General features: G+C 63.6%; 14 protein-coding genes. 12 read left to right on the forward strand and 2 right to left on the reverse strand.

All coding sequences use genetic code 11. The features are described from left to right. Positions 1–131: 131 nt before the first annotated feature. Both FDY95_RS17485 and FDY95_RS17490 read right to left on the reverse strand, forming a co-directional pair. The gene (locus FDY95_RS17485; protein ID WP_138079777.1) at positions 132–1,073 is read right to left on the reverse strand and encodes a Ppx/GppA phosphatase family protein; all 942 of its coding nucleotides are present in this window, start codon (positions 1,071–1,073) and stop codon (positions 132–134) included. 125 nt (positions 1,074–1,198) lie between these two features. After that, a complete protein-coding gene (locus tag FDY95_RS17490; protein ID WP_138079778.1) occupies positions 1,199–2,092 on the reverse strand; it encodes a class I SAM-dependent methyltransferase in 894 nt (297 codons plus the stop codon). 106 nt (positions 2,093–2,198) lie between these two features. Between FDY95_RS17490 and FDY95_RS17495 the strand changes: the two genes are divergently transcribed. The 12 genes from FDY95_RS17495 (at position 2,199) to FDY95_RS17550 (ending at position 14,878) form a co-directional block, all read left to right on the forward strand. Next, positions 2,199–2,615 carry a hypothetical protein gene (locus FDY95_RS17495; RefSeq protein ID WP_138079779.1) on the forward strand — a complete coding sequence of 139 codons (417 nt, stop codon included), beginning with the start codon at positions 2,199–2,201 and terminating at the stop codon, positions 2,613–2,615. Positions 2,616–2,628: 13 nt separating this feature from the next. Continuing rightward, positions 2,629–3,117, forward strand: a complete 489-nt coding sequence (locus tag FDY95_RS17500) for a DinB family protein (RefSeq protein WP_138079780.1) — start codon at positions 2,629–2,631, stop codon at positions 3,115–3,117. A 21-nt stretch (positions 3,118–3,138) separates the two neighbouring features. Continuing rightward, positions 3,139–3,927, forward strand: coding sequence for a diaminopimelate epimerase (gene dapF, locus FDY95_RS17505; RefSeq protein ID WP_138079781.1), 789 nt, complete (start codon positions 3,139–3,141; stop codon positions 3,925–3,927). A 3-nt stretch (positions 3,928–3,930) separates the two neighbouring features. Continuing rightward, complete coding sequence (locus FDY95_RS17510) at positions 3,931–4,458, forward strand: GNAT family N-acetyltransferase (RefSeq protein ID WP_138079782.1); 528 nt, start codon at positions 3,931–3,933, stop codon at positions 4,456–4,458. A 174-nt stretch (positions 4,459–4,632) separates the two neighbouring features. Beyond that, positions 4,633–5,856: a glycosyltransferase family 1 protein gene (locus FDY95_RS17515; RefSeq protein WP_138079783.1), complete on the forward strand. Its 1,224-nt coding sequence runs from the start codon at positions 4,633–4,635 to the stop codon at positions 5,854–5,856. A gap of 66 nt (positions 5,857–5,922) precedes the next feature. Next, positions 5,923–7,098, forward strand: coding sequence for a UDP-galactopyranose mutase (gene glf, locus FDY95_RS17520; RefSeq protein ID WP_138079784.1), 1,176 nt, complete (start codon positions 5,923–5,925; stop codon positions 7,096–7,098). A gap of 378 nt (positions 7,099–7,476) precedes the next feature. Then, positions 7,477–10,878 carry a preprotein translocase subunit SecA gene (gene secA / locus FDY95_RS17525; protein WP_138079785.1) on the forward strand — a complete coding sequence of 1,134 codons (3,402 nt, stop codon included), beginning with the start codon at positions 7,477–7,479 and terminating at the stop codon, positions 10,876–10,878. A gap of 261 nt (positions 10,879–11,139) precedes the next feature. Next, on the forward strand, positions 11,140–11,844 hold the full coding sequence (deoC, locus tag FDY95_RS17530) for a deoxyribose-phosphate aldolase (protein ID WP_138079786.1): 705 nt from the start codon (positions 11,140–11,142) through the stop codon (positions 11,842–11,844). After that, positions 11,825–12,385: an SPOR domain-containing protein gene (locus FDY95_RS17535; RefSeq protein WP_138079787.1), complete on the forward strand. Its 561-nt coding sequence runs from the start codon at positions 11,825–11,827 to the stop codon at positions 12,383–12,385. The genes deoC and FDY95_RS17535 overlap by 20 nt, the downstream gene beginning before the upstream one ends. A gap of 3 nt (positions 12,386–12,388) precedes the next feature. Then, positions 12,389–12,784 (forward strand): hypothetical protein, encoded by a 396-nt coding sequence (locus tag FDY95_RS17540; RefSeq protein ID WP_138079788.1) that lies wholly within the window; start codon positions 12,389–12,391, stop codon positions 12,782–12,784. A 48-nt stretch (positions 12,785–12,832) separates the two neighbouring features. Further along, complete coding sequence (locus FDY95_RS17545) at positions 12,833–14,029, forward strand: M20 metallopeptidase family protein (protein WP_138079789.1); 1,197 nt, start codon at positions 12,833–12,835, stop codon at positions 14,027–14,029. Positions 14,030–14,062: 33 nt separating this feature from the next. After that, positions 14,063–14,878 carry a hypothetical protein gene (locus FDY95_RS17550; RefSeq protein WP_138079790.1) on the forward strand — a complete coding sequence of 272 codons (816 nt, stop codon included), beginning with the start codon at positions 14,063–14,065 and terminating at the stop codon, positions 14,876–14,878. Positions 14,879–14,985 lie beyond the last annotated feature (107 nt).

Below are 14,985 nucleotides of genomic sequence, written 5' to 3' on the forward strand. Positions count from 1 at the left end.
CCGCATTTCGGAATGACCAAGAATGGTTGTCAGACCCCATTCCGGAATGCGGAATGGCTAAAAACGCTTGTCAGACCCCGTTCCGCGTTTCGGAATGGGGTCTGACAAGCCGCCGGGGGCATTACTGACAGTTACTCGCCCAGCATTTCGGCCAGCAGGCCCTCTTTCAGCGCGTAGGCGGAGGCTTTGATGCGGGTGAGGCGGCAGGCGTTGAGCACGAAGTCGATGAGCACGCAGGCCACCACAATCATGTCGGCGCGCATGGGCGTCATGCCGGGCAGGGCCAAGCGCTGCTCGTGGGTGGTGTTCAGCAGCTCGTCGTAGCTGCGGTAAAAGCTGTCGAGCGACACCTCGCGGGCGGCGGGCTGCCGCGCCAGGTCCTGGCCCTGCCGGGCCGCTTCCAGGTCGCCCAAGGTATCGAACGAGCCGGAGGCGCCCACCAGCGTGCCGGGGCGGAAGTGCTCCACGGCCGAGAGCATGGGCACCAGCGCGTGGCGCAGGAAATCCTGCTCGGCGCGCACGTCGTCCGGGGTGAGCGGGTCGTGGCGGAAAAACTGGTCGAGCAGGCGCTGTGCCCCGATTTCAAAGCTCTGCTTCCAGAAAATCTGCTGGTCGTTGGCAATGATAAACTCCACCGAGCCGCCGCCGATGTCCATGAGCAGATGCGGCTCGTCGCCCAGCGGCACGGCCTGCCGGATGCCCTTGCAGATCAGCTCGGCCTCGCGCGCGCCGGCAATGATTTCCACCCGAATGCCGGTCTGCTCGAAAATGGCCTTCACCAGCTCCTCGCCGTTGCGGGCCACGCGCACCGCGCTGGTGGCCGTGGCGCGCACGTCCGTCACCTGGTGCAGCTCGATTTCCTCCTGAAACGCCTGCAGCGTGTGCAGGGCCCGGTCGAAGGCGGCTGGCGCAATTTCGCCGTTGCTGATGCCGCCTTCGCCCAGCTTCACGCCCACCTTGGTGCGCAGCAGCACCCGCGGCGCCTCGCCGCGCCGCTCGGGCAGCTCCACGATGAGCAGGTGAAACGTGTTGGTGCCCATGTCGATGAGGGCCAGGCGCTTTTTGTGTGACATAGCTTTGAGGTGACACGTAACACGTGACAAGTAACAGGGAAGTAGTGAGGAGCGAAACAGGACACGTAGGCGGGAGTCCGCAACAAGTTACTTGCTCAACCTGTCACGTGTCACCTGTCACCTTTTCAATTCGCGAACCGGCAGAAGGTACCCAGCGGCAGCTTGCGCTGGCCCTTGTCGTGCAGGTAGATTTCCCCGATTTCGCGCTGCTGGCCGTAGGGCGCGTAAATCGTGTCGATGAGGTTGTCCAGAATCAGCGCGGAGTAGCCGATGGAGTAGAGGTTGATGACGTAGAAGTGGTCCTGCGGGTCGAGCAGCTCCCGGCACATCTTCAGCATCTCGTTGAGCTGGTCTTCGAGCTGCCACTTTTCGCCGGTGGGGCCGCGGCCGTAGGCGGGCGGGTCGAGGATGAGGCCCTGGTACTTGTTGCCCCGCTTCACTTCGCGCTGCACGTACTTGAAGGCGTCTTCCACCAGCCAGCGCACCCCGTCGAGGCCGGAAGCTTCCATGTTGTCGCGGGCCCAGAAGTTGACCTGCTTCACCGAATCGAGGTGAGTGACATCGGCGCCGGCGGCGCGGGCGGCCAGGGTGGCCCCGCCGGTGTAGGCAAACAGGTTGAGCACCCGGGGCTTCTCGGCGCGGCGCTTCTTCGTTTGCTCGTAGATGAACTGCCAATTCGGGTCCTGCTCCGGAAACAGCCCGACGTGCTTAAACGACGAGAGGCCCAGGCGGAAACGCAGCTTCAGCCCGTCGGGCCGCTCGTAGTCGATGTACCACTGCTCGGCCATGCCCGGCTTGAGCTTCCACTGGCCTTTTTCGGTGGCCGCGTTGGCGCCTTTTTCGCGGGTGAAAGTGGCGTGGGCCCGGTCCCATTCGCTCTTGGGCAGGTGCGGGTCCCACACGGCCTGGGGCTCGGGACGGCTGAGCACGTAGCGCCCAAAGCGCTCCAGCTTTTGAAAGTTGCCGCTGTCGAGCAGCTCGTAGTCGGGCCAGGGACTGGTGGTGAGGAAGGAGTACATGCGCTACCTTTGGTGAGCCCCGCGGGGCGGGCCGGCAAAGGTACGGCCGGGCGGCGGATGACGTTTGGGCGGGTAGGAGAGAAGAAGATTTTACTGAGCTTACCACATGCACGCGCCGTTGTCACCCTCGTTCAGCCTTGCGTCGCCGCGCGGCCACTCGTTGGATCCGCCGGAAGTGCTGGCGTTGTTCCTGGAGCTGCATCGCCGGAGTCAGCACCGCATCTACCTGCTCTATGTCATGCGTGAAAGCGGGATTCTCGCGGACGGCGCCGGCGCTGAAATCTATCTCGTCGATGACAAGAAGTTCGAGGTGGTAGAACAGCTAGCCCACGATGAATGCCGCTGCACGTTCATCTTGAAAGACAAAATGAATTGGCCTTACCGGATGGAGCTACTAAAAAAGGGCAGTTGGCGTGTCGAATCGTTCCAAGAGCAGTGCGTGGGCTGCTTTGGCGAAGGAACTGACGGTGGGCACGACTGGGGCTGCGGCGTGTGCGGTGGTAGCGGTTGGGGCGTGCTCTAGCGTATCTTGGCACATGCCTCACACCGAACTCCCCCGCCTGCTCGACCAGCTCGAACGCGCCTTCCACAGCGACGCCTGGTCCGGCCCATCCTTGCTGGCTACGCTGATTGGTTTGTCGGCCGAGCAAGCGGCGGCGCGGCCGATTCCGCCGGCGCACAGCATCTGGGAGCTGGTGCTGCACCTGCGCACCTGGGCCGCCACGGCCAGCGCCCGCATCGAGCAGCGCTACCACGTGCTCATCGAGGGCGAGGACTGGCCCGCCGTGCCGCTGGTGGCCGATGAAGTGGCCTGGCAAACCGCGCTGGCCGAACTCTCCAAAGCCCACGAGCGGCTGCTGACGGCCGTGCAGGCGCTGCACGACAAGGACTTGAACGAAGTACTCGGCGCCGAGCGCAACCGCCCGGACGGTTCGGGTGTTTCCATTTACGTATTGTTGCACGGCACGGCGCAGCACTACCTCTACCACGCCGGCCAGGTGGCACTGCTGCGCAAGCTGGTCTGACCGTTTTTTCTCTGCTTTTCCATGCGTTTTCATAAGTACCAGGGCACCGGCAACGACTTCGTGATGATTGACGACCGGAGCCGCAGCTTCCCGGCCGACGACTACGCCCTGGTGCGCCGCCTCTGCGAGCGGCGCCGCGGCATCGGCGCCGACGGGCTCATCCTGCTGCGCACCCTGCCCGGCTACGACTTCGAGATGGTGTACTACAACGCCGACGGCTACCTGGGCTCGATGTGCGGCAACGGCGGCCGCTGCACCGTGGCCTTTGCCCAGCAGCTCGGCGTGATTCAGGACAAAGCCCACTTCCTCGCCGCCGACGGCCCGCACGAGGCCACCGTGGATGCCGACGGTACCGTGCGCCTGCGCATGATGGACGTGGCCGGCCAGCAGGAGGTGCCCGACGGTATTTTTCTCAACACCGGCAGCCCGCACATCGTCCGGTTTCTGCCCGCCAGCTCCCTGGCCGAGCACAACGTGTACGCCGAGGGCCGCGCCATCCGCTTCGGCGAGTTTTTCAATGCCCGGGGCGGCACCAACGTCAACTTCGTGGAGGAGCCGCAGGTGAGCGGGCAGCCCTGGCAGGTGCGCACCTACGAGCGCGGCGTGGAAGACGAAACGCACTCCTGTGGCACCGGCGTAACGGCCGTGGCCCTGGCCGCCGCCCGCCGCGGCGCCCTCAGCCCGGTGCCCCTGCGCACCATCGGCGGCGACCTGTCGGTGTCGTTCCGGCAGCAGCCCGACGGCTCGTTCACCGAGGTGTACCTGAATGGCCCGGCGGAATTCGTCTTCGCGGGCGACATCCAGCTCTAGCCCATGCTGCGCGGCGACACCGTGTACCTGCGGGCCCTCGAAGCCGACGACCTCGCCTTCCTCTACGAAATTGAAAACGACGGGAGCGTGTGGGGCCTGGCCTCCGACACGCTCACGCCCATTTCGCACTACTCCCTGGAGCGCTACCTCGACGCGGCCGCGGCCGATTTCTACGAGGTGCGGCAGCTGCGCCTGGTCATCTGCGCGGCGGCGGATGGAGCCGCCGTGGGCACCGTGGACCTGTTCAACTTCGAGCCACACCACCGGCGCGCGGCCGTGGGCATCATGGTGCTGCAGAACCGCCGCCGCGCCGGCTACGCCGCCGAAGCCCTGCTACTGACGCAGCGTTACGCCCGCCGCACCCTGCACCTGCACCAGCTGTATTGCACCATCGCGGGAAATAATCAGGCCAGTCTGCGCCTGTTCCGCGGGGCCGGGTTTCGGCGCGTGGGCGTGCGGCGGCAGTGGCTCAGCACCGATGTGGGCTGGGAAGACGCCGTGGAAATGCAATGCGTGTTAACGGGCCAATAGGCCCGTTTTTTTGTGGGATATCATTCCATTTTATGGTTGAGTTAGCCGGGAAGTATCCTTTTGCCGGGGGCCTGCGTATGCCTATCTGCCGCGCTTGGTTGAGAAGGGTTGTGTAACCGGGCCGACCAATTCTTACTGCCACACCTGTCGCCAAATTTTTTGACGCTCTTACGCATGTCCTTACTCGACGTCCCATCCTACGCGCCGGCACCTGCCAACAACACTCCCTCGGATGCTTCCACCGAGGCCACTACCGAAGTTACCACCGACCAGCAGCTGCCCGACCTGGTGTGCTTCGCGCACCTGCACTGGGATTTTGTGTGGCAGCGCCCGCAACACCTGCTCTCCCGCTTTGCCCGGCACACCCGCGTATTCTATGTGGAGGAGCCCTGCACGCACTGGGGCGACAAAACGATGGAGCCCTGGCTGGAAATCAAGGACCGCGAGGAAGGTAAACTGAAAATCGTGGTGGTGCACCTGCCCGAAGGCCTGGCCGAAGAAGCCGCCGATAAGGTGCAGGCCGACATCCTGGGCGAGTACTTCAAGCAGGAAAAAATCCAGGACTTCGTGGCCTGGTATTACTCGCCCATGTTCCTGGCCAAGTCGCGGCAATTCAAGCCCGCTTTGACCATCTACGACTGCATGGACGAGCTGGCCAACTTCAAGGGCGCCCACCCCGAGCTGCGCAGCCGCGAGCAGGAGCTGTTTCGCAAAGCCCAGCTCGTTTTTACCGGCGGCCAGACCCTCTACGAAGCCAAAACCAAACAGCACCACAGCGCCCACGCCTTCCCGAGCAGCATCGACAAAGCCCACTTCGGCCAAGCCCGCAAGGCCGCTGCAGATCCGGCCGATCAGGCCCACATTCCGCATCCGCGCGTGGGCTTCTTCGGGGTGGTTGATGAGCGCCTCGACATCGAGCTGCTGGGCCAGCTGGCCGCAGCGCGGCCCGAGTGGCAGTTGGTCATCATCGGACCGGTGGTGAAAATCGACCCGGCCACGCTGCCTAAGTCGAGCAACATCCACTACCTCGGTGGCAAGGACTATAAGGAGCTGCCCGACTACCTGCGCGGCTGGGACGTAGCCACCCTGCTCTTCGCCGACAACGAAAGCACCAAGTTCATTTCGCCCACCAAGACGCCCGAGTACCTGGCCGCCGGCCGCCCCGTGGTCAGCACGCCCATCCGCGACGTGGTGCGCCCCTACGGCGAGCTGGGCCTCGTGCACATTGCTGCTCGGGCGCCCGAGTTCGAGCAGGCCATCGAAAAAGCCCTGGCTGACAGCGCCGACCCGGCCTGGCTGCAGCGCGTCGACGCCTACCTCGGCACCATCTCCTGGGACCAGACCTGGCAGGGCATGGTCGACCTGATGCAGGCCGAACTGAAAAAAGCCAACGCTTAGGATTCACGCCGCCGCTTGCCACACCAATTCGTCTTACCCAACCAACCCTAAACTGCCCCCGGAGCTATGTTTGATTACCTCATCGTCGGAGCCGGCTTCGCTGGCAGCGTGCTGGCCGAGCGCCTTGCCACGCGCTCCAATAAGAAAGTGCTGATTATCGACAAGCGTAACCACATCGGTGGCAACGCTTACGACCATTACAACGAGGACGGCATCCTGGTCCACAAGTACGGCCCGCACATCTTCCACACCAATTCCCGGGACGTATTCGAATACCTCTCCGACTTCACCGACTGGCGCCCTTACGAGCACTGGGTGCTGGCCTCGGTCGACGGGCAGCACGTACCGATTCCGATCAACCTGGACACTATCAACAAGCTCTACGGCACCAACATGACCAGCTTCGAAGTCGAAGCTTTCCTGGAGTCGCAGGCCGAGCACATTCCGGTCATTAAGACCTCGGAGGACGTGGTGGTGAACAAGGTGGGCCGCGAGCTGTATGAGAAGTTTTTCCGCAACTACACCCGCAAGCAGTGGGGCCTCGACCCCTCGGAGCTGGATAAGTCGGTGACTTCGCGCGTGCCCACCCGCACCAACCGGGACCGGCGCTACTTCACGGACACCTACCAGGCCATGCCCCTGCACGGCTACACCAAGATGTTCGAGAAGATGCTCGACCACCCGAACATCAAGATCATGCTGAACGTGGACTACCACGAAATCATGAACGTCATTCCCTTCAAGGAAATGATTTTCACCGGCCCGGTAGACGAGTACTTCGACTTCAAATTCGGCAAGCTGCCCTACCGCTCCCTGGAGTTCAAGCACGAGACGCTGAACAAGGAGCAGCACCTCGAAGCGCCGGTGGTGAACTACCCCAACGAGCACCTCTACACGCGCATCACCGAGTTCAAGGCCCTCACCGGCCAGCAGCACCCCAAAACCAGCATCGTGTACGAGTACCCCAAGGCCGAGGGCGACCCGTATTACCCCATCCCGCGCCTCGAAAACGCCGAGCTGTACAACAAGTACAAGAAGCTGGCCGACGAGACGCCCAATGTGCACTTCGTAGGCCGCCTGGCTACTTACAAGTACTATAACATGGACCAGGTGGTAGCCCAGGCGCTAACGCTTTATAAGAAGCTCACCGAGAAATCGGAGGAAGCGCAGCCGAAGAAACCCGCCATTACCGGCTCGGCTACGCTGATGGAAAAGCTGCTCCCCCGCGACCCGGACAAGTAGCAGGCGTAAGTTGATCGGGCCGGCAGAACGCTCCCATTAGAACGTCATGTCGAGCGAAGTCGAGACATCTCGCGTGTGTATTCAGATAGCATTCTTCTCGTTCAACGAGGAAATTACTATCGAGCGAGATGTCTCGACTTCGCTCGACATGACGTTCTTTTTAGCGCACAGGCATCATGGCTCCGCCCGCAATGACGTTCTGGTAGCGGCATCCGGCGGAAACCTGACAACTTAGCTTACTGACCCAACCCTGCACTCTTTTTGAAGAGGCGGGGTTGTTCATTTCTGGGGCATCTGATAACGCGTCTGGGGCTTTTCCCTTAGAAAACGTATTTTTGAGGTGCGCCCCAGCGCATTCAGTACATTTTCCTCTACAGCATGTTCGATTTTATCGGGAAGGCCGTCACGAAAGTCTTCGGCACCAAGTCGGAGCGGGACTTGAAAGGCATCATCCCCTACGTGGCGACCATCAACGCCGAATACGCCAAACTGGCAGGCATCTCCGATGACGAGCTGCGCGGCCAGTCCGACGAGCTGCGCGCCATCATCGATGAGCGCCTGCGGGCCGTAGACGGCCAGATTGCCGAGCTGCACGGCCGTATCAACGACCAGCCCAACCTCGACATCCAGGAAAAGGAACAGATCTTCGACCAGATCGACGCGCTGGAAAAGCAGCGCAACGTGCAGCTGGAAGAGGTGCTGATGGAAATTGCGCCGCGCTCCTTCGCCATCGTGAAGGAAACCGCCCGCCGCTACAAGGAAAACGGCCAGCTGGTGGTTACGGCCACCGAGCACGACCGCAGCCTGGCGCGCACCCGCCCGCACATTCGCTTCGAGGGCGACAAAGCCATCTGGCCGAACAAGTGGATGGCCGGCGGCTCGGAAATGACCTGGGAGATGGTGCACTACGACGTGCAGCTCATCGGCGGCCTGGTGCTGCACCAGGGCAAGATTTCGGAAATGGCTACGGGTGAAGGCAAGACGCTGGTGGCCACGCTGCCCGCGTTCCTCAATGCCCTGGCCCGCCGCGGCGTGCACGTGGTAACCGTCAACGACTACCTCGCCAAGCGCGACTCGGAGTGGATGGGCCCGCTGTTCGAGTTCCACAACATGCGGTGTGACTGCATCGACAAGCACCAGCCCAACACCGACGCGCGCCGGCAGGCTTACCTGGCCGACATCACCTACGGCACCAACAACGAGTTCGGCTTCGACTACCTGCGCGACAACATGGCCCGCGACCCGGAGGAGCTGGTGCAGCGCAAGCACCACTACGCCATGGTCGACGAAGTGGACTCCGTGCTCATCGACGACGCCCGGACCCCGCTCATCATCAGCGGCCCGGTGCCCCGCGGCGACGTGCACGAGTTCCTGATCCTGAAGCCGCGCATTCAGCGTCTGGTGGAAGAGCAGAAAAAGCTCATCCAGCAATACCTGCTCGACGCCAAGCGCCAGCTGAAGGAAGGCAAAGACGGCCCCAAGGAAGGGGAGGGCGGCCTGGCGCTGTTCCGCGCCTTCCGCGGGCTGCCCAAGAGCAAGCCGCTCATCAAGTTTCTCTCCGAAACCGGCAACCGCGCCATTCTGCAGAAGACGGAAAACCACTACCTGCAGGACAACTCGCGCCAGATGCCCCAGGCCGACGCGCCGCTGTTCTTCACCATCGACGAGAAGAACAACCAGATTGAGCTGACCGAGCGCGGCATCGACCTGATTACCGGGCAGGGCGAAGACCCGCACTTCTTCATCATGCCCGACATCGGCATGGACCTGGCCGCCATCGAGAACAACAAGGCCCTGACGGCCGAGGAGCGCCTGCACCAGAAGGAACACCTGATGCAGGACTACCAGGAGAAGTCGGAGCGCATTCACACCGTCAACCAGCTGCTGAAGGCCTACACCCTGTTCGAGCGCGACGACCAGTACATCGTCAGCGAAGACCACAAGGTGAAGATTGTGGACGAGCAGACCGGCCGCGTGATGGAAGGCCGCCGCTACTCCGACGGCCTGCACCAGGCCATCGAGGCCAAGGAAAACGTGCGCATCGAAGACGCCACGCAGACCTACGCCACGGTGACCCTGCAGAACTACTTCCGCATGTACCACAAGCTGGCCGGCATGACCGGTACGGCCGAAACGGAAGCGGGCGAATTCTGGCAGATCTACAAGCTGGACGTGGTGGTCATCCCGACCAACCGCGGCATTGCCCGCAAAGACCAGCACGATAAAGTGTACAAGACCACGCGCGAGAAGTACAACGCCGTGGCCGAGGAAATCCAGGAGCTGGTGAAGGCCGGTCGCCCGGTGCTGGTGGGTACCACCTCGGTGGAAAACTCGGAAATCATCAGCCGCCTGCTGCAGCTGCGCAAGATTCCGCACCAGGTACTGAACGCCAAGCAGAACCAGCGCGAAGCCGAAATCGTGGCCGGCGCCGGCTACCCCGGCACCGTGACCATTGCCACCAACATGGCCGGCCGCGGTACCGACATCAAGCTGCGCGAAACCTCCAAGGAGGCCGGCGGTCTGGCCATCATCGGCACGGAGCGCCACGAAAGCCGCCGCGTCGACCGGCAGTTGCGCGGCCGCTCGGGCCGCCAGGGTGACCCGGGTACTTCGCAGTTCTTCGTGTCCTTGGAAGACAACCTGATGCGCTTGTTCGGCTCGGAGCGCATTGCCGCCCTCATGGACCGCATGGGCCTGGAGGAAGGCGAGGTGATTCAGCACTCGATGATTACCTCGTCGATTGAGCGCGCCCAGAAGAAAGTGGAGGAAAACAACTTCGGCATGCGTAAGCGCCTGCTGGAGTACGACGACGTGATGAACGCCCAGCGCGAGGTGGTGTACCGCCGCCGCCGCAACGCCCTCTTCGGGGAGCGTCTGGAGCTGGACGTTTGGAACATGGTCTACGAAGTGGCGGAGGACATCGTGGCGGGCCACAAGGTCAGCGGCGACTACAACGACTTCCAGCTGGCCATCATCCGCGTGTTCGGCTACGACACCCACATTTCGGCCAACGAGTTTGCCTCGCAGCCGGCCGCCGCGCTGGTGCAGAAGCTCTACGACGAGGCCCTGGGCTACTACCACTCCAAGAACGAGGTCATCGGCGAGTCGGCCCTGCCGCTCATCAACGACCTGCTGGCCCAGAACGCGCCGTTCGAAAACATTGCCGTGCCGTTCAGCGACCAGCGCAAGCAGGTGACGGCCGTGGCCAGCCTGCGCAAGGCCCAGCAGACCAACGGGCAGGAGCTGATCCGCGCCATGGAGAAGGTCATCGTGCTGTCGATTATCGACGAGGCCTGGACCCAGCACCTGCGCTCCATGGACGACCTGAAGCAGGTGGTGCAGAACGCCGTGTACGAGCAGAAAGACCCGCTGCTGGTTTACAAGTTCGAGTCGTTTGAGCTGTTCAAGCGCATGATCAGCAAGGTGAACGAGGAAACCGTGAACTTCCTGTTCCACGCCGACATCCCGGCTACCACCCAGGCCCCCGGTCAGGAGCCGGAAATCTTCTTCGAAGAAGCCGACACCGTGCCGCGCATGCCGCAGCCCCGCGTGAAGGCCGAGAAGGAGCAGGTGCACTCGCAGCTGGAGTCGGGCTACACCGCCGAGGACGACAACGCCGAGGGCATCGTGGAAAAGCAGGAGCCCGTTCGCTCGCAGAAAATTGCCAACCGCAACGACAAGGTGAGCGTGCAGTACATGGACGGCCGCATCGTGCGCGACGTGAAGTTCAAGAGCGTGGAAGAAGACGTGCTCAGCAACCGCGCCGTGATTATCGACTAACGCTCGAATTCGGTGAAAGATTGAAAACCGCCCCGGCTACCAAGCTGGGGCGGTTTTGCGTTGCTGGCGCCGGTTTAGCGAGTGAAACGAGCGTAACCGGTGCCTAAAATCAGTCAGGCTTTCAGCCTGCGTCCGGCGTCTGATGCTCCGACGATACATGGCAGCGTTTCACGCCGGCTGAAAGCCTGCTTTATGGTGGGCACCGGTTACGCTCGTTTCACTCGCTAAACCGGCGCCAGCCGCAATCCTTACCTTTGCCCCATGCTCTCCACCGATAACCTGGCCGCGCGCATCGACCACACGCTGCTCAAGCCCGAGGCCACCCGTGACCAGATCGTGCAGCTGTGCGCCGAGGCGCGGGCGGCGCAGTTTGCCAGCGCCTGCGTGCCGCCGTGCTACGTGAGCGTGGCCGCCAACGAGCTGTACGACTCGGGCGTGGCCGTGTGCACGGTGGTGGGCTTTCCGCTGGGCTATCAGCTCACCAAGGTGAAGTTTTTCGAGGCGCACCAGGCCCTGAGCGAAGGTGCCACCGAAATCGACGTGGTGATGAACGTGGCCGCGTTTAAGTCGGGGCGCGACGCGGAGGTGGAGGACGAGCTGGGGCAGCTGGCCGAGCTGTGCCATTTCCGCGGCGGCATCCTCAAAGTCATTATCGAAACGGCGCTGCTCAGCGAGGCCGAAATCCGCCGGGCCTGCGACCTGTGCGCCGCCGCCGGAGCCGATTTCGTGAAAACCTCCACTGGCTTCAGCAGCCGCGGCGCCTCGGTCGAGGATATTCGCATCATGCGCGACCAGCTGCCGGCCCACATCCGTATCAAGGCGTCGGGCGGCATCCGCACCCACGCCCAGGCCGTGGCGCTGGTGCAGGCCGGGGCCGACCGCCTCGGGGCCTCCGCCGGCCTGGCCCTGCTCACGCCCCCCGATTCCGCCGAAGCTGCCTCCACCCATGAACCGACTGCCTACTAACGTGCCCGTGCTCCTCGCTACGCTCGCCCTGGCCGGCTGCGCTGCCTCGGGCCCGGCCGCGCCCGGCGCCACCACCGCCGCCCCCGATACCACCAAACCCGCTACTACCACGGCGGGCCGCGCCAGTCAGCCGGCCGAAGACCTGAGCAAGTACCGGCCGAAGTTCAGCCCGCCGCCCGCGCCCAAGCCGCTGACGGGCAAAGCCTTCGTCACGCCCACGGCCAGCGTGAACACGCTGATTGACCAGCGCCTGCGCGACCAGGCTTACACCAATCAGAACGTCAAGTACACCTCGGGCTACCGCATTCAGGCCTACGTGGGGCTGGAGCGCGACGAGGCCATGGCCATCCGCCGGGCCGTCATCAGCCGCTACCCGGAGGAAACCGACTACGTGGTGTTCAAGCAGCCGATTTACCGCCTCTTCATCGGCGACTACGCTACCCGCCTCGACGCCGAGCGGGCCATGCTGCGCATCAAGCCGCTGGCGCCCAAGGCGGATTTGCAGCCGGCGCAGGTGCTCATCAACAAAACCCGCTTCTAGCCTATGCCGCTCATTCGTCAGCTGCAGTGGGAGGAGCTGGATTTGTTGCAGGGCCTGGAGGCCATTCCGACCCAGGACGACAACGGCGGTATGCACTACCGCGTGCGCCACGACGGCCTAGTGCTGCTCGTGTCCTTGTGGCCCGATCTGGGTTTGGTCGACGTGACGCTGGTGCAGACGGGCACCGAGGCCATTCTGCTGGACCTCACCGTGGCCGTGCGCGGGCGCATCCGCTACAACAACGACAAGCGCGGCGAATACCTCGAGTTTGCCGACTGCGTGCTGGTCAGCCGCGTGACGCTGGCCGAGGAGCAGATGGAAGCCGCCTTCAGCCCCAACCTGCTGGGCCGCACCATGCTGCTGGCCGTCAAGCCCCACGTGAGCGTGCTGTTTGAGTAGGGGCGGGACCAGCTGACCAGCAAGCCGCGCGGTTGTACCTTGCGGCTTATGCAGCATTTGCTTACCCGCATTCAGGAACTGGCCGCCGCGCAGGCCGCCGACGTGGTGGCGCAGCGCCACCACTTGCACGCCCACCCCGAGCTGTCGTTCAAGGAGTTCGAAACCGCGAAGTACGTAGCCGCCGAGCTGCGCAAGCTCGGCCTCGACCCGCAGCCCATTGCCACCACCGGCCTCGTGGCCCACATCGAGGGCCGCAACCCCGGCCGCCGCACCGTGGCCCTGCGCGCCGACCTGGACGCGCTGCCCATTCAGGAGCAGAACGAGGTGCCCTACCGCTCGCAGAACCCCGGCGTGATGCACGCCTGTGGCCACGACGTGCACACCTCGTCCCTGCTCGGCGTGGCGCGCATCCTCTCGCAGCTGCGCGACGAGTTCGAGGGTACCGTCAAGCTGATGTTTCAGCCCGGCGAGGAGCTGGTGCCCGGCGGCGCGTCCATCATGATCAAGGAAGGCGTGCTGGACAACCCCGCGCCGCAGTCGGTACTCGGGCAGCACGTGTTTCCGCAGCTGCCGGCCGGCCAGGTGGGCATCCACGCGGGCCGCTACATGGCCTCGGCCGACGAGCTGTACCTGACCGTGCGCGGCAAGGGCGGGCACGGCGCCATGCCCGAGCAGAACATCGACACGGTGCTGGTGGCGGCCAACCTGATTGTGGCCGCCCAGCAGCTGGTGAGCCGCCGCGCCAACCCCAAAATTCCCTCGGTGCTGTCCTTCGGCAAAGTTATTGCCAACGGCGCCACCAACGTGATTCCCAACGAGGTCTACATCGAAGGCACCTTCCGCACCATGGATGAAGCCTGGCGCGAGCAGGCCCACGTGCACCTGCGCCAGCTCTGCGAGGGCCTGGCCACGGCCATGGGCGCGACGTGCGAGCTGGAAATCCGCCGCGGCTACCCCTGCCTCGACAACGACGTGACCGTAACCAGCCGCGTGCGCGCCGCTATGGTCGACTACCTCGGCCCCGACAACGTCATCGACATCGACCAGTGGATGGCCTCTGAGGACTTCGCTTTCTACTCGCAGCAGGCGCCGAGCTGCTTTTACCGCCTCGGCACCCGCGCCCTCGACGGCCGCTTCGCCTCCTCCGTCCACACGCCCACCTTCGACGTAGAAGCCCAGGCCCTCACCGTCGGCCCGGGCCTGATGGCCTGGCTGGCTTTGCGCGAGCTGGCCGTGGAAGCGTAAGCCGCAGTCACCGCTAATCATCCGTATCCGCTTATGAAGTCAATCCTGATGCGCGTGGCGCTGGCCGGTGGCCTGCTGGGGCTGCTCACGCCCACGGCCACCCAGGCCCAGCGCAAGCTCCGCAACCCGCTCAACGGCAGCACCGAGTTGCAGCTGGAGCTGGCCCGCCAGAACGGCGACTTTTTCTGGGGCAGCCTGCAGGCCCGACACAGCTTCGGTAAGTACGGCGAGTCGTTTGTCAACAACTGGGGGCAGGTCGGCTACGAGCATTTCTGGTCGGAGCACTGGAGCGGCGGCGGCAACGCCCGGCTGTACCTGCTGGAAGAGCTGGGCGGCGACGTGAGCAGTCTGCAGCTTTACTTCCGTCCGGAAGTGCTGCTGCGCCACCGCGGCGACGTGTTCGGGCTGACTTTCGGGCAGCGCCTGAGCCTGGATTACCTGTTCCAGCCCGCCGACCAGCGCAACCTCAGCCAGGCCCGCCTGCGCCTCGACCTGGAGCGCTTCTACAACGTGGGCGAGCGGGTGAAGCTACGTCCGCGCATTGCCTACGAAGCCGCCGCCAACATCCGCCTGCAGCCCCCCGACGACGCGCCCGATCAGCGCACGCTCGAACAGGGCATCTGGCGGGCCGAGGTTGGCATCCGCCTTTCCGACCACTTCGACCTGACGCCCTACGTTGCGCGCCAGACCGATTTTGCAATCTACCTGCCCCAGTTCGACGCCGACGGCAACCTCGTCTCCGGCGGCCGTACCAACGTGCGCACACCCGTCGTTGGCATCGACCTGCGCTATACCTTATTCCAAGGCAAATCGACCTTCAACCGGGTGCAGCTGCCGACGCAACATTGATGATGATGTCATTTTGTCGGTGCTGGCTGGCGCGGGAAATGGCGCTTTGCAGGCTTTGACCCTATAATAAGCTTTGTTTTCTTCGAACGTAGTTTGGGTTGTGATGA

Source organism: Hymenobacter jeollabukensis (assembly GCF_005771675.1).
GTDB classification, from domain to species: Bacteria; Bacteroidota; Bacteroidia; order Cytophagales; family Hymenobacteraceae; genus Solirubrum; species Solirubrum jeollabukense.